Source organism: Pseudomonas sp. R2-60-08W (assembly GCF_003852335.1).
Classification (GTDB): domain Bacteria; phylum Pseudomonadota; class Gammaproteobacteria; order Pseudomonadales; family Pseudomonadaceae; genus Aquipseudomonas.
Genome location: NZ_CP027731.1, coordinates 3687645 through 3707771 on the forward strand (window position 1 = coordinate 3687645; position 20127 = coordinate 3707771).

The 20127-nt window shown below is 63.3% G+C and carries 18 protein-coding genes; 11 read left to right on the forward strand and 7 right to left on the reverse strand.

Annotated features, from left to right (window positions below; genetic code table 11):
- The first annotated feature begins 39 nt into the window (after positions 1-39).
- The 11 genes from C4J90_RS16700 (at position 40) to C4J90_RS16750 (ending at position 11221) form a co-directional block, all read left to right on the forward strand.
- On the forward strand, positions 40-795 hold the full coding sequence (locus tag C4J90_RS16700) for an alpha/beta hydrolase (RefSeq protein ID WP_124415069.1): 756 nt from the start codon (positions 40-42) through the stop codon (positions 793-795).
- Between the two features lie 108 nt (positions 796-903).
- Positions 904-1671, forward strand: a complete 768-nt coding sequence (locus C4J90_RS16705; RefSeq protein WP_124367538.1) for a FadR/GntR family transcriptional regulator — start codon at positions 904-906, stop codon at positions 1669-1671.
- Positions 1672-1904: 233 nt separating this feature from the next.
- Positions 1905-3107 (forward strand): ABC transporter substrate-binding protein, encoded by a 1203-nt coding sequence (locus C4J90_RS16710; protein WP_124420364.1) that lies wholly within the window; start codon positions 1905-1907, stop codon positions 3105-3107.
- Positions 3108-3148: 41 nt separating this feature from the next.
- Positions 3149-4009, forward strand: a complete 861-nt coding sequence (locus C4J90_RS16715) for a branched-chain amino acid ABC transporter permease (protein ID WP_124420365.1) — start codon at positions 3149-3151, stop codon at positions 4007-4009.
- Between the two features lies 1 nt (position 4010).
- Positions 4011-5021, forward strand: a complete 1011-nt coding sequence (locus C4J90_RS16720) for a branched-chain amino acid ABC transporter permease (protein WP_124415073.1) — start codon at positions 4011-4013, stop codon at positions 5019-5021.
- Positions 5018-5767, forward strand: a complete 750-nt coding sequence (locus C4J90_RS16725) for an ABC transporter ATP-binding protein (protein ID WP_124420366.1) — start codon at positions 5018-5020, stop codon at positions 5765-5767. Before C4J90_RS16720 ends, C4J90_RS16725 begins: the two co-directional genes overlap by 4 nt.
- A complete protein-coding gene (locus C4J90_RS16730) occupies positions 5767-6462 on the forward strand; it encodes an ABC transporter ATP-binding protein (RefSeq protein ID WP_124363438.1) in 696 nt (231 codons plus the stop codon). Before C4J90_RS16725 ends, C4J90_RS16730 begins: the two co-directional genes overlap by 1 nt.
- A gap of 13 nt (positions 6463-6475) precedes the next feature.
- Complete coding sequence (locus C4J90_RS16735) at positions 6476-7744, forward strand: Zn-dependent hydrolase (protein ID WP_124415075.1); 1269 nt, start codon at positions 6476-6478, stop codon at positions 7742-7744.
- Positions 7741-9147 carry an amidase gene (locus C4J90_RS16740; RefSeq protein WP_124420367.1) on the forward strand — a complete coding sequence of 469 codons (1407 nt, stop codon included), beginning with the start codon at positions 7741-7743 and terminating at the stop codon, positions 9145-9147. The genes C4J90_RS16735 and C4J90_RS16740 overlap by 4 nt, the downstream gene beginning before the upstream one ends.
- A 147-nt stretch (positions 9148-9294) precedes the next feature.
- On the forward strand, positions 9295-10158 hold the full coding sequence (locus C4J90_RS16745) for a LysR family transcriptional regulator (protein ID WP_124367546.1): 864 nt from the start codon (positions 9295-9297) through the stop codon (positions 10156-10158).
- 58 nt (positions 10159-10216) lie between these two features.
- The gene (locus tag C4J90_RS16750) at positions 10217-11221 is read left to right on the forward strand and encodes a LacI family DNA-binding transcriptional regulator (protein ID WP_124420368.1); all 1005 of its coding nucleotides are present in this window, start codon (positions 10217-10219) and stop codon (positions 11219-11221) included.
- Here C4J90_RS16750 and C4J90_RS16755 read toward each other — a convergent pair.
- From C4J90_RS16755 to C4J90_RS16785, 7 genes are all read right to left on the reverse strand, one after another.
- On the reverse strand, positions 11218-11943 hold the full coding sequence (locus C4J90_RS16755; RefSeq protein ID WP_124420369.1) for an SDR family oxidoreductase: 726 nt from the start codon (positions 11941-11943) through the stop codon (positions 11218-11220). The genes C4J90_RS16750 and C4J90_RS16755 overlap by 4 nt on opposite strands.
- A gap of 137 nt (positions 11944-12080) precedes the next feature.
- The gene (locus tag C4J90_RS16760) at positions 12081-13613 is read right to left on the reverse strand and encodes an FGGY-family carbohydrate kinase (protein WP_124420370.1); all 1533 of its coding nucleotides are present in this window, start codon (positions 13611-13613) and stop codon (positions 12081-12083) included.
- A gap of 2 nt (positions 13614-13615) precedes the next feature.
- Complete coding sequence (locus C4J90_RS16765; protein ID WP_124420371.1) at positions 13616-14695, reverse strand: alcohol dehydrogenase catalytic domain-containing protein; 1080 nt, start codon at positions 14693-14695, stop codon at positions 13616-13618.
- 26 nt (positions 14696-14721) lie between these two features.
- Positions 14722-15714, reverse strand: a complete 993-nt coding sequence (locus C4J90_RS16770; protein WP_124367550.1) for an ABC transporter permease — start codon at positions 15712-15714, stop codon at positions 14722-14724.
- Positions 15680-17188 (reverse strand): sugar ABC transporter ATP-binding protein, encoded by a 1509-nt coding sequence (locus C4J90_RS16775; protein ID WP_124404652.1) that lies wholly within the window; start codon positions 17186-17188, stop codon positions 15680-15682. The genes C4J90_RS16770 and C4J90_RS16775 overlap by 35 nt, the downstream gene beginning before the upstream one ends.
- Positions 17189-17251: 63 nt before the next feature.
- Positions 17252-18175: a substrate-binding domain-containing protein gene (locus tag C4J90_RS16780; protein WP_124363448.1), complete on the reverse strand. Its 924-nt coding sequence runs from the start codon at positions 18173-18175 to the stop codon at positions 17252-17254.
- 330 nt (positions 18176-18505) lie between these two features.
- On the reverse strand, positions 18506-19948 hold the full coding sequence (locus C4J90_RS16785; RefSeq protein ID WP_124420372.1) for a hypothetical protein: 1443 nt from the start codon (positions 19946-19948) through the stop codon (positions 18506-18508).
- Between the last annotated feature and the right edge of the window lie 179 nt (positions 19949-20127).

The window sequence follows — 20127 nt, forward strand, 5'->3', positions numbered from 1 at the left end:
AAAAAAGCCGCCTTCACACGGCTCGTCCAGGACCTTTTAATGAAACCCTGCGTTGTTGGAAAATGCCTGGTTTGCCTTGGCGCCTGGCTGATCGCCCACCTGGCCTTGGCCGACCCCTTGATCACGCCCACCGCCATTGACTGGTTACTGGATTGCCCCTTCCCGGCGTTTGAACGGCTCGACCCCGAAGTCCTCGCGCGCACCCAATGCGGCCAGGTGACGGTGCCCCGCGACCATGCTGCACCCAGCCGCGGCCGCCTGCGCCTGAGGGTGACACGCGTCGGCGCACGCGACCCGCTCAACCGTGAGGGCGTGGTGTTTATCCAGTCCGGCGACCCGCGTGCAGCTAAAAACGCCACCTTTGCCCTGCATCTCGTCAGCCGCTGGGAGTCTTATGCCACCCAGGCTTACCGCACGTTAGTCGACCGCTACGACGTGATCGAACTGAGCCCCCGCGACCTGCAACAGGCCGCCGCCGTCGAACAGGCGGCGCGGGATATAGAGTATGTCCGTGTGCAATTGGGCGAGGCCCAACTCAACTACGTCGGCAATGCCGACGCGGCGCGACTGGGCAACCGCTATGGCACGCTGTTTCCCGAACGCATCGCGCGCATGGTGCTGGTCAACGCCGGGCGCGGGGAACCTGTGGCTTCCGGCGTCGAGCTGCTGCTGCTCAAGGAACCCGCCCAGGCCAGCGGTGACGGCTGTGTCAGCCGCTGGCTTGGTGATTTTCTGGCTTACGGCAAACAGCCACCGACGCACACACGCTGCCTGGACCGTGGCGGCTGGGACTGACCCTGACGTTTACGACCTGTTGATGCCAGAAACGACACCCTGCGTTGACGCTGCGGCCCGATCGTTATTAAGTGCTATTTATCCGCATTAATACGATAAATCGAAACCATGCTGAGTCGTCCGCTACGCCGCAAGCGCCAGAAGCTGTCCGATGTGATCGTCGAGTCGGTCAAGCGCTCCATCGTCACCGACGCCTTGAAGCCCGGCGACCGCCTGCCCACCGAACGTGAGCTGATGGAAAGCTTCCAGTGCTCCAAGGGCTCGGCCCGCGAAGCGCTCAAGGCGCTGGAAGTCGAAGGCCTGGTGAGCACGCGCACCGGCCCCAGTGGCGGCGCCTACCTGAACCAGGCCGGCACCGAACCCGCCAGCCGCGCACTGCGCAACTACCTGCACTTCCAGCACCTGGACGGCGAGCAGGTGTATCAACTGCGCAAGGTCATCGAGGTGGAGCTGGCGCTGTCGGTGCTCGGGCGCTTGAGCGAGAGCGACTACCAGGCCTTGCAGGACAACGTGGACTTTTGCAGCGCCCCCGAAGACAGCGAAGCCGGCCAGCGCGAACAGCGTCTGGCGGAACTGGAATTTCACAACCTGCTGGCCAAGGCCTGCCCCAACCCGCTGCTCGGTTTCATGGCGCAGTTCCTCAACGACCTGCTGCGCGACCTGGTGGTGCTGAAAAAAGCCTACAAGCCCAAGCGCAAACAGTTCGATGCGGCCAACCTCGACTACCACAAGCAATTGCTGATCGCCTTTCGTGCCGGGGATGAAAGCGCGGTGCGCAGCTTGATGCATGAACACATGTGCGATGCCGAACACCACATGACCGCGCTGGAAGGCCAGGTCAGTCCGCACTTCCTGCTGGAGTTCGATCACTCTTAACCCAAACACCACAAATCCAATGTGGGAGGGGGCTTGCTCCCGATAGCGGTGGATCAGCCACCTGATGCAGTGCCTGACACTCAGTCATCGGGAGCAAGCCCCCTCCCACATTGGGATTTGCATTCCAATCGATAGACCCGCCTCACCTCAATAAAAAACGCCTGCCCACAGGCCCTTGCTTCACCGTATCGCCCTTGCCGCTCCTGCCAATAACTAAACCAGGGAGTCACCCCATGCAGCGTCGTACGTTATTGAAAGCCAGTCTCACCTTCGCCTCCGCCCTCAGCCTCCCGCTGAGCGTGCGTGCGGCATTCGCCGCCGAGCCCTTTACCTTTTACGGCCTCAAGTCCATGTCTGGCGCCTTTGCCAGCTATGGCAAGTTTGCCGACATGGGTTCGCGCCTGGCGGTGGAGCAGCACCCGCAAGTACTCGGCCGCCCGTTGAACTACAAGGTCATCGACACCGAGGGCAATGCCGGCAAGGCGGTGCGCAAGGTGCAGGAAGCGATCCAGCAGGACGGCGCGCGGTTCTTCCAGGGCTGCACGCTGTCCTCGTCGGCCCTGGCAGTGGCCAAGGAAGTCGACAAGGTCGGCGGCGTGTTCATGACCCCGGTGGGCGCCGACGAAGTCACCGGCAAGGACTGCAACAAAGCCACGTTTCGCTGGTCGGTGCCCACCTACGGCGCCATCCGCGAAACCATGCTGCCGCTGATCAAGCTGCTGCCGGACGCCAAGCGCTGGTACACCATCACCCCGCAATACGTGTTCGGTGAAGCCTTGCTCGAAGGCGCGAAAAACGTACTCAAGGAACATGGCCTGGAACACGTCGGCAACAGCTACCACTCCTTGCAGGAGCAGGAATTCTCCGGCTACCTGACCAACGCCATCTCCACCAGGCCCGATGTACTGGTGCTGCTCAACTTTGGCAGCCAGTCATCCAACACCCTGCGCCAGGCGGTAAATTTCGGCATCAAGGAACGCATGAAGGTGCTGCTGGTGTGGTCCGCCGGCCTCGACCAGTTCCAGGAACTGGGCAGCGACATTCTCGAAGGCGTGTACCTCGGCGCGCAGTACTGGCACCAGGTCGATACGCCGCTCAACCGCGAGTTGGTCAAGCTGACCCAGGCCAAATATGGCATCAACCCCACCTACCCGCTCGCCGCCGACTACATCAGCACCAAGGTGATGCTCGAGACCATCGTCGCCACCGGCAGCTTCGACGGGCCGACCGTGGCCAAGGCCCTGCAGGGCCTGAGTTATGAAGGCCCGACCGGCAAGGAATCGATCCGCGCCGGCGACCATCAGGTGATCAAGGACTACTACCTGCTGATCGGCAAGGCCGCCGCCGATATGACCGACAAGGACGACCTGGCCAAGGTGCTCAGCGCCGGCCAGTCCTTCCCGCCGGTGGAAGCCACGGGCTGCACGCTCGCCTGAGTTTCTGACTATCGCACCGGCTTCCTGCTGAGGGCTTGCGCATGCTTAATCTTTACCTGTTCCAGATACTCAACGGCCTCGGGTTGGGAATGATCTACTTCCTGATCGCGGTCGGGCTGACGATCATTTTCGGGCTGCTCAACTTCGTCAATTTCGCCCATGGCGCGTTCTTCCTGCTGGGCGCCTATATCTGCTACACCGCTGTCAGCCTCACCGGTAGCTTCTGGCTGGCGCTGCTGATCGCGCCGCTGGTGGTGGCTGCGCTGGCGTGGGTGATCGAGCGCCTGCTGATCCAGCGCATCTATCACTTGCCGCACATGTTCCAGATTCTGGTAACGCTGGGCATCGCGTTGATCATCCAGGAAGCCAGTGTGATGATCTGGGGCCCGGTGGGCAAGAGCGTCGCGGTGCCGGAACTGCTGCGCGGCGTGCTGGTGTTGGGCGATTTCGTCTACCCCTACTACCGCCTTTTCCTCATCGTGTTTTCTGCGGTGGTGGGCCTGGGCCTGTGGCTGCTGCTGGAACGCACGCGCTTCGGCGCGCTGGTACGCGCCGGCAGTGAGAGCACCGAAACCGTATCGCTGCTGGGCACCAATATCTTCCGTTTGTTCTCCATGACCTTCGCCCTCGGCGTTGGCCTGGCCGGCATGGCCGGTGTGCTGTTCGCGCCGTTGCGCGGTGCGCAGCCGTTCGTGGGCCCGGAGATTCTCGGCATCGCCTTCGTGGTGGTGGTGATCGGCGGCATGGGTTCGTTCAGCGGCGCGCTGGTCGGCGGTTTGCTGGTGGGCGTGGTGCAAAGCCTGATGACCACACTTTGGCCCCAGGGTGCGAGCCTGATGATCTACGGCGCGATGGCCGTGGTGATTCTGGTACGCCCCTACGGCCTGTTCGGGAGAGCCTGACATGAGCGAGAAAAATCCCCTGCCGTTTGCCAAGACGCAATCGCGCGCCATGTTGCTGTGGGTCGTGGCGGTGCTGATCGGCCTGCCGTTGGTTTTGCCCTCGGCCACCCTGGCCAGCGAAATCCTGATCTTTGCCATGGCCGCCCTGGCCTGCAACCTGTTGCTGGGCTACACCGGGCTGTTGTCGTTCGGCCAAGGCATTTTCTTTGGTGCCGGTGCGTATTGCGCGGCGTTGCTGATGATCCACCTGCAATGGGGCCTGTTCACGGCGTTGCTCGGTGCCGCCGTCGTTGGCGGTTTCCTGGCGTTGCTGGTAGGTGCCCTGGCGATCCGCCGCACCGGCATCTACTTCGTGATGCTCACCCTGGCCTTCAGCCAGATGGCTTACTTTGTCGCCTACACCCTGAGCGACTGGACCGGCGGCGACAACGGCCTGCTCAGCGTGCCGCGCCCGGAGATTCGTATCGGTGACACGGTGCTGCTGTCGCTGGCCGACGCCCGCGCCTTCTACGGCTTTGTCGCCGTGCTGTTCCTACTGATTTTTATCGGCGCGCGCCGGGTGATCGCCTCGCCGTTCGGCAGCACCTTGATGGCGATCCGCGAAAACGAAACCCGCGCCTCGGCCATCGGCTACGACACGCGGCATTTCAAGATCCTGGTGTTTGTGTTGTCGGGCGCGGTCACCGGCATCGCCGGGGCGTTGTACGCGATGCTGCTGCACTTTGTGCCGCTGTCGAACATCGACCTGGCGATGTCCGAGAACATCCTGATCATGACCATCGTCGGCGGCACCGGCTCGCTGTTCGGCTCGTTGCTGGGTGCCGGTTCCATCGTACTGCTGGGGGATTTCCTGTCGGACCTGTGGCCGCGCTGGCTGATGCTGCTGGGGGTGATTCTGATCTTGGTGGTGATCTTCATGCGCGGCGGTCTGTGGGGCGGGTTGGCCGCGCTGTACGAAAAAGTACGCGCCAGTCGCAAGCCCAGCGTCGTCACCAAGGAGGACGTGCTATGAGCATCCTGCTGCAAACCCAAGACCTGGAACTGGCCTACGGCGCGTTCCATGCAGTCAATGGCGTCAACCTCAAGGTCGAGGCCGGCACCATCCACACCATCATCGGCCCCAACGGCGCGGGCAAGACCAGCCTGTTCCACTGCCTCACCGGTGAGCGCCAGGCCACTGCCGGTGCGATCCACTTCGACGGCAGGAACCTGATGCGCAAACCCGCCCACGCCCGCGTCGGCCTGGGCATGGCGCGCTCGTTCCAGCTCACCAGCCTGTTCCAGAACCTCAGCGTGCGCGAAAACCTGCGCCTGGCCGCCCAGGGCCGTGACGGTGCGCGCGCCCTGAACTTCTTGCGCCGCGTGGACAGCAAGCGCGAACACCTGGAGATGGCCGACCAGGTGCTCGAGCGCCTGCAACTCACCGCCCGCGCCGATACCCTGGCTGGCGAGTTGTCCCACGGCCAGCAGCGGGTGCTGGAAGTGGGCATGTCGATCTGCTCCAGGCCCAAACTGTTGATGCTCGATGAGCCCACCTCCGGCATGGGCATCGATGACATTCCGATCATGACCCAACTTATCAGCGACCTCGGCCGCGACCACACAGTGCTGCTGATCGAACACAACATGAGCATCGTCATGTCCATCAGCCAACGCATTACCGTGATGAGCCACGGGCAGATCCTCGTGGAAGGCACGCCGGAATTCGTGCGCGCCGATGAACGTGTGCGCAGTGCTTATCTTGGGGAGGCCGCCTGATGCTGATCGTCGAGAATATCCATTCCTACTACGACAAGAGCCACGTGCTCGAAGGCGTGTCATTGACCGTCAACCCCGGCGAACTGGTGACGCTGCTCGGGCGCAACGGCGCCGGCAAGACCACGACCTTGCGCAGCATCCTGGGCATCATCTGCCCGCGCCAGGGCCAGATTCACTTCAACGGGCAGGCGCTGGTGGGCCAGAAGATTTTTCAAATCGCGCGCCAGGGCCTGGCGCTGGTGCCGGAGAACCGTGGGATTTTCCGCCTGCTCAGCGTCGAGGAAAACCTGCGCATCGCCGCCCGCAAGACCAGCCGCTGGCAGCTGGAGGATGTGTACGGCATGTTCCCGCGCCTCAGGGAACGGCGCAAGAACGCCGGCCATGCACTCTCCGGCGGCGAGCAACAGATGCTCGCCATTGCCCGCGCGCTGCTTAACGACCCCAAGCTGCTGATCCTCGATGAACCTACCGAAGGCCTGGCCCCGGTGATCGTCGACGAACTGGTGAAGATCCTGCGCAAGGTCAAGGACGACGGCCTGCCCGTGCTGCTGGTGGAACAGAACCTGATGGTCTGCGACAAGCTTGCCGACCGCCATTACGTACTCGAACAGGGTCGCGTGGTGTACGAAGGCAGCGCCGCAGATTTTCGCGCCGACCCGACCATCAAGAATCGCTACCTGGCCCTGAGTGCCTGACCGGAGAATGCCCATGAACAGCTTTGCGCAACCGCTAACCAGCAACGCCCCGCTGATCGATCGCGACCGCCTGTGGCAATCCTTGATGGACCTGGCCCGGCTTGGCGCCACGGCCAAAGGCGGCGTGTGCCGCCTGGCCCTGACCGACCTGGACCGCCAGGCCCGTGACCTGTTCGTGCAGTGGTGCGAGGCCGCCGGCTGCAGCGTGACTGTGGACGCCATCGGCAATATCTTTGCCCGCCGCGCCGGGCGCAATTCCGCCCTGCCCCCGGTGATGACCGGCAGCCACATCGACACCCAGCCCACCGGCGGCAAGTTCGATGGCTGCTACGGGGTGATGGCCGGCCTGGAAGTGATCCGCACCCTGAACGACCTGCAGATCGAAACCGAAGCCCCCATCGAAGTGGTGGTGTGGACCAACGAAGAAGGCTCGCGCTTCCCGCCGTGCATGATGGGCTCCGGGGTATTCGCCGGTAAGTTCGACCTGCAGGACACCCTCGACAAACAGGACGAACATGGCCTGTCGGTGGGCGCAGAATTGCAACGCATCGGTTATGCCGGCTCCCGCCCTGTGCTGGGCCATCCGGTGGGCGCGTATTTCGAGGCGCATATCGAACAGGGCCCGGTGCTGGAGGACCAGGCCACCACCATCGGCGTGGTGATGGGTTGCCTGGGCCAGAAATGGTTCGACCTGACCCTTACCGGCGTCGAAGCCCATGCCGGGCCGACGCCGATGCACCTGCGCAAGGACGCCCTGGTGGGCGCCGCCGAGGTGGTCAGCGCGGTCAACCGCATCGCCCATCAGCAGCAGCCTCACGCCTGCGGCACCGTCGGGTGCCTGAGCCTGCACCCCGGCTCACGCAATGTGATTCCCGGCCAGGTGCACATGACCCTCGACCTGCGCCACCTGCATGCGGACAAGTTGCACGCCATGGTCGACGAAGTGCGCGGCGTGATCGAAGCCAGCGCCGCCCGGCACGGCTTGACGTTCGAACTGACCCCCACCGCCGACTTCCCGCCTCTGGACTTCAACCCCACCTGCGTGAACGCCGTGCGCGACGGCGCGAAGGCCTTGGGCTTGAGCCATATGGATATCGTCAGTGGCGCCGGGCACGACGCGATCTTCGTCGCCGAACTGGGCCCGGCCGGCATGATCTTTGTGCCGTGTGAAGGCGGCATCAGCCACAACGAAATCGAAAACGCCGCGCCGGATGACCTGGCGGCGGGTTGCGCGGTGCTGCTGCGCGCCATGGTCAATGCCGCACAGGGAGCCCAGCCATGAGCGAGATCGGCCAACTGACGGCGGTGCAACTGCTGCAGCATTTTCGCGACAGGACCTTGTCGCCGGTGGAGGTCACCGAGGACGCGCTGTTGCGTATCGAGCGCTATAACCCGCAGGTGAATGCCTACTGCCATGTGGACCCGGAAGGTGCGTTGAATGCGGCACGCGCCGCCGAGCAACGCTGGCTCAAAGGCCAGCCCTGCGGCGCGCTGGATGGCGTGCCGGCCTCGATCAAGGACTTGACCTTGACGATGGGCATGCCCACCCGCAAGGGTTCGCGCACCACGTCCGCCGAAGGGCCGTGGGACGTCGATGCACCCTTCACCGCCTTCATGCGCAAGGCCGGCGCGGTGCTGCTGGGCAAGACCACCACCCCGGAGTTCGGCTGGAAAGGCGTCACCGACAACCCGCTGTACGGCATCACGCGCAACCCCTGGGACACCCGCACCACGGCGGGCGGGTCGTCCGGTGGCGCCGGGGCGGCGGCGGCGCTGAACCTCGGCGTGCTGCACCAGGGCAGCGACGCGGGCGGCTCGATCCGGATTCCCTGTGCGTTCACCGGCACCTTTGGCATCAAGCCGACCTTCGGTTATGTGCCGCAATGGCCGGCGAGCTCGATGACGATCCTGTCGCACCTGGGCCCGATGACGCGCAACGTGGAAGACAGCGTACTGATGCTGCAGGCCGTGGCGCAGCCGGACGTGCGGGACGGGCTGATCGGTGCGCCAAGGACCACGCCGTGGCTGACGCCAGGTAACGACCTGAAGGGATTGCGCGTTGCCTACAGCCCCACCTTTGGTTACGTGGGTGTGGACCCGCAGGTGGCCAGCGTGGTCGCAGCAGCGGTCGATGGCCTGGTGCAGTTGGGCGCCCATGTCGAACAGATCGACCCCGGTTTCAGCGACCCGTTGGAAGTCTTCAGCACCTTGTGGGCCGCCGGCGCCGCGCGCTTGACTCGCAGCATGAGCGACGCGCAGAAGCAGCTGCTGGATCCCGGTTTGCTGCGCATTGCGCAACGGGGCGAACGCTTGAGCCTGGATGATTTCAATGCGGCCCTGGAAGCCCGTGCGGCGTTGGTCGCGCGGATGGCGGCGTTCCATGAGCACTACGACGTGCTGGTGTCACCGATGATGCCGATCATCGCGTTCGAGGCCGGGCATACCGTCCCGCCGGGTTCGGGCCTGGAGGAATGGACGCAGTGGACGCCGTTCACCTACCCCTTCAACCTCACCCAGCAACCGGCCGCGTCGGTGCCGTGCGGGCTGGCGGCGAATGGGCTGCCGGTGGGGTTGCACGTGGTGGGCGCGCGGTTTGCCGATGAGCAGGTGTTGAGGGTGTGCCACGCCTACGCCAAGGCATTCCCCACCCAACACCTGCAAGCCCCGATCACCCAAACACCCTAGATCCAAATGTGGGAGGGGGCTTGCCCCCGATAGCAGTGGTTCAGCCAACTCATCTGTCACTGACCCACCGCCATCGGGAGCAAGCCCCCTCCCACAGTTTTGACCGCATTCCACTACAATGCCCTCCATTCATTCCCGGGGGGCTTCATGGACATCGAACTGGCACGCACCTTCCTCGAAATCACCCGCTGCGGCAGCCTGGCCGCGGCGGCGGAGAAATTGCACGTCACCCAGACCGCCATTACCGCACGGGTGAAAAACCTGGAAAACCAGCTGGGCAGTACGCTGTTCGTGCGCAATCGCGCCGGGGCCAGGCTGACCGCGGATGGCGAGGCCTTCGTGGTGTACGCCAACCAGCTGCTGCAAACCTGGGAAGCGGCACGCCGTGACCTGCCGTTGCCCGATGGCTATCGCAATGTGCTGCATATCGGTGGCGAAGTCAGCCTGTGCAACCCGTTGATGCTCGGCTGGGCCAAGGCGCTGCGCGAGCGGATACCGGGGCACGCGTTGCGCACTGAAGTGCGTGAAGGCGAGTACCTGTTGCGCCAGTTGGAACTGGGGGTGCTCGACGCCGCGCTGGTGTTCCAGCCGCAGTACTGGCCGGGCTTGCAGGTGGAGCAGGTGCTGGAAGAAAAACTGATCCTGGTGCAACTGGCGAGCAAGCCCGAGCCCTACGTGTATATCGATTGGGGCCCAGGCTTTCGCCAGCAGCACGACGCCGCCCTGCCCGACCGGGCGCGCGCGGCGGTGAGTTTCAACCTGGGGCCGCTGGCGTTGCAGTACATCCTCGAGAACGGCGGCGCCGGGTACTTCCGCACGCGGGTGGTGCAGAGTTACCTGGACAGCGGCGTGATGCAGCGCGTGGCCAAGGCGCCGGAGTTCAGTTTCCCGACTTACCTGGTGTACTCGCGGGCACGGGACTCGGCGGTGCTGCAGCAGGCATTGACGCTGTTGCGCGAGGTGGTCAAGGCCGAAGGTGATTGGTCGCAACGCTGGGATCCGCTGATTTGAAGCACCCTGCCCCTGCGCGCATGCTAGCCTGCGGATGTTTCCTCTCGCAGCCTTACCGATGAACAAGAAAAAGTCCGTCACCATCAGCGACATCGCCAAACGGGTGGGCATGACCACCATCACCGTGTCCCGGGCGCTGAGCAAACCTGACCTGGTCAAACCCGCCACCCTGGCGCGCATTCTGGAAGTGGCGCGCGAGCTCGACTACGTGCCCAACGCCTTCGCGCGCGGGCTCAAGCGCAGTGAAAGCCTGATCATCGGTGTGATCACCGCGTCGGTAGACAACCCGTTCTACAGCGAGATGATCAAGGCGATTTCCCGCGAAGCGAAAAAACACGGCTACACCATCATGCTGGTGGACACCGATGAGCTGGAAGAACTGGAAAGCAAGGCCGTCGATACCCTGCTGGGGTATCGCGTGGCAGGGATCATCCTGTCGCCGGTCTCCGATGAGCCGAGCTACCAGCCCGACTATCTCGAGCGCCTGGGCAACGGCAAGACACCGGTGGTGCTGCTTGACCGCACGCTGCATGACAGCCCATTCAGCCGCGTGGTGCTCGACAACTACCACAGCGGCATCCAGGCCGCGCAGTACCTGTTGCGCCAAACCCCGAACCTTGAGCGCCTGCTGGTGCTGACCGGCCCCGAGCACTCGCGCATCACCGTGGAACGCCTCAAGGGCCTGCGCGAAGTGCTCGCCGGACATCCCCAGGTGCAGGTCGAAGTGCAGGCCGGGGACTACACGTTGATGCCGGCTTACCTGCACACCCTCGACTACCTCGCCGCGCACTCGGCGCCGGACGCGATCATGGGTTTCAACCAGTTGATCACCCTCGGCGCCCTGCGCGCGTTGCGCATGCACAACATCGCCCATGACAGCCTGACCATCTGCGGCATCGACCGCCTGCCCTTCGCCGACATTTTCGGTGTGCCCATCGCCTGTGTGGCCCACGACGCTTCACTGGCTGGCAGCAGCGCGGTGCGCCTGCTGCTCGATCGCCTGCAAGACCCGCACAAACCACGGGACAAGGTGGTTATCGCCGGGCAGCTGGAGAACGGCTAGCGGCTGGTATAGCCGCCATCGATGGGCAGGCTCACGCCGCTGATCATACTGGCGGCATCGCTGAGCAGGAACAGCACGGGCAACGCCACTTCCACGGTTTGCGCAAAACGGCCGAGGGGAATCGCAGCCAGCGCCGGATCGCGCTTGGCCGGATCCGACCAGGCCATGGTCGCCATCGGCGTGAGCGTGACGGTGGGGTTGACGCTGTTGACGCGAATGCCGAAGCGGCCCCATTCAGCGCACTGCACGCGGGTGATCGCATCCAGCGCGGCCTTGGAGGCGCAGTAGCCGAGGTGATCATCCAGGGCCACCAGCGAGGCCTGGCTCGATACGTTGACGATACTGCCGGCGATATTCGCCTCGATCATCCTCGCCGCGACACGGCTGGCCACCTGCGCAGCGGCGCGTGCGTTGACGTTCATCACCTGGTCGAAGGCCGCAGCGCTGATGGAAACGGCGGGCTCCAGGCGTGAAATGCCTGCGCAGTTGACCAGACCGTGCAGGGGCGGCAAGTCTTGCAGTGCTTTATCGAGGGCCGCGCTGTCGGCGATATCCAGGCTCAGGGTATGGCAGCCTAATTCGGCCAGGGCTTGAGCATCGCGGCCCAGGGCGAATACTTCAGCGCCGCTGAGGATGAGCTGCCGGGCGATCTCGCGACCGATGCCACTGCTGGCGCCGGTGACGAGGATACGGTGACGGGTGAAGTCAAAACTGGCCTGCATAAATGAATTCCCAAAATAATGAAGAACCCCTGTGGGAGGGGGCTTGCTCCCGATGAGGACGTGTCAGCCCATGCAACTGTGACTGACCCACCGCCATCGGGGGCAAGCCCCCTCCCACATTTTTGGGCGGTGTTGGCTCAGGTGGCTTGCAGGTTGTGCATGATCGGTTTCAGGGCCGGGTAAAGTTTCAGATATTCGGAAAACGCCTGGTCGTAGATCGAGACGTTCTCGCGCTTGGGCTGTGCGCGCAGCGTCAACTGCACCCAGCCCTTGTCCATCTGCCCATCACTGACCATCCCCACCGTATGCGCCGCCAACAACGCGGCCCCGAGCGCTGCTTCGACTTCCTGGACAAGGGTGTACACCGGGTAGCGCGTCACATCCGCGATGATTTGCATCCACAGATCCGAATGGCTCGCACCGCCCACCACGATCAAACGCGGGTCCAGGGAATGCGCGCCCTGGGTGCCGGCTTCGATGTTGTGGCGCAGGGCAAAACTCACCCCTTCGAGCACGGCGCGGTACAGGTGCAGGCGCGTGTGATACAGGTTCAACCCGACAAAACTGCCACTGGCGCGGTCATCCCATACCGGGCTGCGCTCCCCCATCAGGTACGGCAGGAACAGCAGGCCCTCGCTGCCAGCCGGGATCGCCATCGCGCCCTGTTCCAGCAGCGCCAGGCTGTCCTGGCCGGTGGCCTGGGCCTGTTGCTCCTCGGCCTGGCAGAACTGCTCGCGAAACCAGCTGACCGACGCCCCGGCGGTGATCGCGCCGCCGAAGATGTACAGGTCGCGATGGCCGTTATAGACGTGAGGCATGCTCACCAACCCGTGGTGCGCGTCGACCTGCTGGTTGAGGTAGCCCCAGCACATGCTGGTGCCGATCATCGCCACATGGTTGCCCGGTTGGGTGACGCCTGCGGCCAGGGTCGCCATGGCCGCATCCACGCCACCGGCGAGCACCGGCGTGCCTGCCTGCAAGCCCAGGCGGTCGGCCCAGTCTTCAAGCAGACCGCCCACCACTTCACCGGAATACACCAACCGTTCCGGCATCATCGATTGCGCGATGCCCAGCGCATCGAGCATCTCGCCCGACCAATTGCGCGCAGCCACATCATAGACACCGCCGATATTGCCGGCGCTGCTGTGGTCCACCGCCAGCGCGCCGGTCAGGCACCAGTTGATGTAGCTGTTGGGCGGCAGCAAATAGTGCGTTTTGGCCCACACCTCAGGCCGATACTGCTTGAGCCAGAGCATCTTGGTGAAGCCGTAGTAACTGTCCACCGAATTCCCGGTGATCGCGAACAGCCGCTCCAGGTCCATATGCTCGCGCACCCACTGCACCTGCTCGCCAGCGCGCCGGTCCATCCAGATCAGGCACGGGTGCAGCGGGGTGATCTGCGCATCCACCGCAATCCCGGAACCGCCATACAGGCTGCTGATGCACAGCGCTTTTACCTGCGCCTGCTCCACACCGGCCTTGACCATGCACTGCGCCACGCACGCCTCGACCGCCACCAACCAGACCTGCGGCCATTGCTCGGCCCAGCGCACTTTCGGGGTATCCACGCGATACCCCTGGCTGTGCTGGGCGATGAGCGTGCCGTGGGCATCCACCAGCAGCGCCTTGGTGCTCTGGGTTCCGATATCGACCCCGATCACGTAGTCCATGGTCAGAGCACCGGCTTCAACAAGACCTTGATCGACTTCGTGGAGTTGGCCAGCTCAAAGGCTTCGGCAAAGTCATCCAGCGGGAAGTCATGGGTCACGATGCCCTGGGAGGTGACCAGGCCGCGTTCGAACAGGTCGATGGCAATCGGGTAGCAATACGGGCCGAGGTGGGCGCCGCGTACGTCAAGCTCCTTGCGGTCACCGATGATCGACCAGTCCACGCTGGTCTCGGCGCCGAACACGCTGAACTCGACGAAACGCCCGAGCTTGCGGATCAGGTCCAGGCCCTGGGTGACGCCGGCCGGTACGCCGGTGGTCTCGATGTACACGTCGCAGCCGTATTTATCAGTAAGGCCGTTGATGATCTCGCGGGCGTTGTCGCGGGACGGATTGATCACCACATCGGCACCGAACTTCTTCGCCAACGCCAGGCGCTCGTCGACCATGTCGATCACCACCAATTTCTTCGGCGTCTTCAGCGCCGCCACCTGCACCATGCACAGGCCCAGGGTACCGGCGCCGGCAATCACCACCACATCATCGAGCTGAATATCGCCACGGTTGACCGTGTGGATCGAGCAGGCCATCGGCTCGACCAGCGCCGAGTCTTCCAGCGACACCGACTCGGGAATCCGGTGCACGATGGCGGTCTTGGGAATGCGCATGTACTGCGCCATGCCGCCCTCGGCGACTTCACGCTGGAAGCCGAAGATATTGTGCACTTCGCACATCCAGTATTTGCCCGACTTGCAGAAACGGCACTTGGCGCACGGCACGATTTGCTCGGCGATCACCTTGTCACCCACCGCCACTTCGAAGTGTTCCTCGGCGCCCTCGCCCAGCTCTACCACATAGCCGAAAAACTCGTGGCCCGGCACCACCGGCGCCTTGACCCAGGGGTTGTCGCCGCCCCAGAACATCGCCGCGCCGGAATGGCACTTGCAGTCGCTGGCGCAGATACCGCACGCGGCGATACGGATCACCAGTTCATTGGCGCGCGCCTGGGGTTTGCCGATGCGCTCCAGGCGGTAGTCTTTGGGGCCGTGGCAGACGACGGCTTGCATCTCTGTGTGCTTGTCCATGGTGTTCGTCCTGTGTGGATCAGTGTTTATCGATGGCGCTGACGGCTGATAAAGATCGCCAGCAAAATGATTGCGCCCTTGATCACGCTCTGCACGTAAGGCGAGACGCCGAGCATGTTCAGGCCGTTGTTCAATACGCCGAGCAGCATCGCGCCCAGCAACGTGCCGACGATCACCCCGCGCCCACCGGCAATCGACGCACCGCCCAGTACCACGGCGGCAATCGCATCCAGCTCGAACGACACGCCGGCATTCGGCTGGCCGCTCATCAAGCGCGACGTCAGCACCAGCCCGGCAATCGCGGCGGTGAGGCCGCTGATGCCGTACACCAGCAACTTGAAGCGCGCCGCCCGCACCCCGGACAAGCGCACCGCCTCTTCATTGCCGCCGATGGCGTAGATGTAGCGACCGATGCGCGTGTGCTGCAGCAGCACATAAGCCGCCAGGTAGGTGAGCAGCATGATCAGGATCGGCACCTGGATGCCCCACACGCTGGCGCGGCCGAAGACCGCGAACCACTCCGGCAGCCCGGAAATCGGGTAGCCGTCGGTGTACATCAGCCCGAACCCACGGGCGATGCCCATGGTCGCCAGGGTCACGATGATCGGCGGCATATGCAGGTAGGCCACGAACAGGCCGTTGCCGATGCCGAACGCCACCCCCACCAGCATCCCCGCGCCGATGGCCAGGCCCGGCGGCACACCCGCGACCATCAAGCCGGCCGTGAGCGTGCCGGACAACGCCATCACCGGCCCCACCGACAGATCGATGCCGCCGGTGAGAATCACGCAGGTCATGCCCACCGCGATAATCGCGTTGATCGATACCTGACGGGCGATGTTCGACAGGTTGCTGGCGGTGAGAAAGGTGTCACTGGCCAGGATCATCACCAGGGTCACTACCACCAGCCCGACGAAGGGATAAAACGCCGGCGAGCGCAGCAGCCGCGCCAGGTTCAGGCGCAACCGGCCGCTGCCTGCAAGGTTAATGGACGTATTCACTGGAGCCCCCTGTTGCATGGCGCATGACCTCTTGAGGATTGACGGCGGACGCTTCCAGCACCTTGACGATCGCGCCCTTATGGAACACCGCGACGCGGTCGCACATGCCGATGACTTCGGGCAGCTCGGAGGAAATCATGATGATCGCGTAGCCCTGTTCGGTCAGGCTGCGCATCAGCGCATAGATCTGCGCCTTGGCCCCTACATCGATGCCACGGGTGGGTTCGTCGAACACCAGCACGTCGCAGTGGTGGTTGATCCAGCGGGCGATCACGACTTTCTGCTGGTTGCCGCCGCTGAGGTTGAACACTCGGCTTTCAGCGCTGGGCGCCTTGATCGATAGCTGGCGCATCAGGGCTTCGACGCTGGCGCATTCCCTGGCCTTGTCGATCAGGCCCGTGGCGTTCTGGTATTTGGGCAGGTTATTCAGCGAGATATTTTCGCGAATGCTGAAGTCGGTGATCAGCCCTTCGCTCTTGCGGCTTTCCGGCAGCAGGCCAATGCCATGGGCAAGTGCCTGGGCCGGGTCGTCGAGGCTGACCTTTGCGCCGCGCAGCCAAACGTCTTTGCTCACAGAAGGCAGCGCGCCCATCATGCCCAGGGCCAGCTCGGTGCGGCCGGAACCGACTAGGCCGGCAAAGCCGAGAATCTCACCCTGGTGCAGGTTGAAGCGGTTGTGCGGGCCGTTGCGCACCAGCTGAATGTCCTTGACCTCCAGCAGCAACGGCCCGCGTTCGGTGGTGGGTTTGGGCGGAAAACTGCAGGCCAGGCGGCGGCCGACCATCATTTCGACCAAGCGGTCGATGTCGCTGTCGGCCACATCGGTGACGCCCACGTTAGCGCCGTCGCGCAGCACGCTGATGCGGTCGCACACCTGGAAAATCTCCTCCAGATGGTGCGAGATAAAGATCACCGCCACGCCCTGGCGCTTGAGCTCGCGCATGATCTCGAACAGCAGCTCGGCTTCGCTGGGGGTCAGCGTCGCGGTGGGTTCATCGAGCACCAGCAAACGCGCATCCAGGGCCAGGGCCTTGGCGATTTCGACGAACTGCTGCTCGGCCACGCTCAGGTGCTTGACCGCGCAATCAAGGTTGATCGACACACCCAGGCGCTTGAACAGCGCTTCGCAGGCCTCACGCATGTCGCGCTTGCGCAACAGGCCGAAGCGGTTGCTCAGCTCATGGCCGAGAAAGATGTTTTCCACGGCCGTGAGGTAGGGAATCAGGCTGAACTCCTGGAACACGATGCCGATGCCGGCGGCAATCGCGTCCCGGTAGGTCGCGAATTGCCGGGCCTGGCCGTCGATCAGGATCTGCCCTTCATCTTGATGCTCGACGCCGCCGAGGATTTTCATCAGGGTGGATTTGCCCGCGCCATTTTCCCCGAGCAACGCGTGGATTTCGCCGCGCTCCACTTGCAGGTTGATGGACGTGAGGGCCTGTACCCCCGGGTAACGCTTACAGATGTTTTCCAGCTTCAGAAGACTGCTCATACCACCGACCTCGCATTCAGAAGGACAACCCGAGCCCCACGGCGGGCGTGGGGCGCGGGCGATTTACCAGCTGAAGTCCTTGGCCTTGGCCTGGTCGATCAAGGTGATGTCCACCGGCAGCGTGGCGGGCACTTGCGCGCCCCACTTCCTGGCCAGGGCAATGCCCAGGGCAAGGCGGATCTGGTCGCGCGGGTATTGGGCCGAGGTGGCGATGAACTTGCTGCCGGGTTTCTGGATCGCCTTGATCGCTTCCGGCGCGCCGTCGACGCTGACCAGCTTCACATCCAGGCCGCTGGCCTCGATGGCCGACAGCGCACCGAGGGAGCCGTTGTCGTTCACGCTGAAAATGCCCTTGAGGGTGGGCTGGGCCTGCAACATGTTTTCGGTGACGGTCAGCGCCTGGTCACGTTCCTGCTTGCCGTTCTGGATGCTGACAATCTTGATCTGCGGGTGCTTGGCCACCGCCTCCTTGCAACCGCGCACACGTTCCAGGATCGGTACCACGGCGATGCCGTCGAGGATGGCGATGTTGCCTTTGTCGCCGATGTTTTTGGCCAGGTATTCGCAGGCCTGGAAACCGGCGTCGTAGTTTTTCGAGCCGACGAAGGAATCCAGCGGGCCATCGGCCTGGGCGTCTACCGCCACCACGACCACACCGGCGGCATGGGCGGACTTGACCGCCGATTGCACGCCCACCGAGTCGGTTGGGTTGATCAGCAGGATATCGATGCCTTTTTGCAGCATGTCTTCGACATCGCTGACTTGCTTGGACACGTCATGGCGGGCGTCGGTGATGATCAGCTTCGCACCGATGCTCGCGCCGGCTTCTTCCAGGGCGTTTTTCATGGTGACGAAATAAGGATTGTTGATTTCCTGGAACGAAGCGCCGATGCGGATCGGTTTGGCGGCCTCGGCAAAAACGGAGGAAACGCTGCCCAGGGTGATGCTGGCAGCCAGTAAACACAGGGTTTTCGGGAGCATTTTCATGGCGTGGGTCTCTGTTTTGTTTTTATTTTTAGAGCAAATGTTATCGTTAACATTTTGCGAGAAGCTAGCAAGTAAATCAGACCTGCGCAAGCCTCCGCTGGTCGGCAGCAATCAAAATATGGGAGGGGGCTGATCGTTCCCACGCTCTGCGTGGGAATGCCTTCTGCGACGCTCCGCGTCGCGCCAACCGCTGCACGTTTCGGCTACCGCGCACAGGTGACGCAGAGCGTCACGGGCTGCATTCCCACGCGGGAGCGTGGGAACGATCTATACACACGAAGCAAAAGGGGCAGCCTCTGGAGGCTGCCCCTTCTGTTTCACATCACGCTGTCAAGGGATGATGGTCTGGGTGCAGATATGCCCCAGGCTGACGTATGGCTTGCTATCACCGCCGACGCCCACGCCGGGGAACTCGGCCAGTTCGATGCGCCAGCCACCCTCGTTGTAGGTGGTTCTCCACCGGTACGGCACACCGGTGCTGCTGTCGTTGATCACCGTGGTGTAATCACCGAAGCAGGTGCCGATATTGGCCGTGGCCGTGGACGCACCGGCGCTGTTGGTGGTCGCCGGGTAGTCAACCCAGTGGAAGTTCAGGTCAACGAAGTGGTTGTCCACGCGCAACACCGGGGTGACGCCCAGCAGCGGCGCGCCGGTGGAGTCAGACCACTGGGTCGACCAATTCAACAGCCGCGCGGTTTGGGTGGCCAGCGGAGCCTCGCTGACCGGCACCCGCACGATGTTGTCACCCTTCACATCAAACGTCTTCAGGCTCGGCGTGGAACCCAGGCTCAACTGGTAATACTTGCTCGGGTCCTGCGCCACCGCCGGGTTGGCCCGCACCCGCACCTTCACCGTGGTGCCCGGCGCGACGCTCGGGTAGGTCGAGGTGGAACCCGCCGGCACGGTGATCCAATTGGCACCATCGAAGCGATCGAAGATCCACTGCTCACGGCTGCCGTTCTCGTCGCCCGCCAAGTACATGCTCACGCTTTGGCCACGGACCGCCTTGAAGTCGAAATAATCGACGTCGCCGGCATTGTCGAGGTTGCCGCTGAGCTTGTTCATCGAGTCCGGCAAGACGAACGCGGTTTGCGCGCTGTCATTGGGCTCAAACGCGTCGACGTTGCTGTCCACCGCCACGCCGAAACTGAACTGCGCGTTATCGGCGACATTGGCCACCATGTACCAGTAATAATCACCGGCCGGCAGTACACCGTTGAGGTATTCATCGGCATTGCCCGCGGCATCCGAAGTCCCCACCACACTCAGGTTGCCCTGGCCGTCGTCCTGAAACAGGGTCAGCGCCATATCCGCGCCTGCGCTCTGGTTGACCAGCTGTACCTGCACTCGCGCGTTCTGCGGCAGGTTGAAGTGGTAGGCAAATTCGTTACCGGCCTGCACTCCATCGACGGTGTAGAGCGTGTTGATATCCAGGGTTGGGAACAGCGGCTCAAACGCTGCAACCGCCGCGTTTTTCAGCTCGCTTTGCGCCGGTTTCTTCAGCTCACCGACCACGCTGTCGAACGGCGCGGACTTGAGGGCTTTGGTCACTGCCTTGGATTGGCCGGACTTGGCCACCGACAGTTTCTTTTTGAGTTGCGGCGGGACCTGCGAGGCGTCCAGCTTGCCGCCGGACTTGAGCGCTTTGTTCGCGGCCTGCTTGACCGCTTCGGCACTGAGTGTCCGAGGCGCTTGATCAGCGAGGGAGAAGGCCGAGACGAAGCAGGAGGCCATCACGGCCGCACTTAGCATAAGGGCTTTTTTCGATTTCATTTTTTTATCCATCCATAGTTAAAAAATTGAAGCTCAGGTGAGCGGTGACATCCGGTCACCTGGGATGGACTGTAGGACACTACTGTTTATATGTACAGTATTTTTTCACAACTGATGAGTGCCTCCTACCCAGATGACCGAAAAGCGAGACGGCCACAAGGCTCAACTTCAGAGGGCTA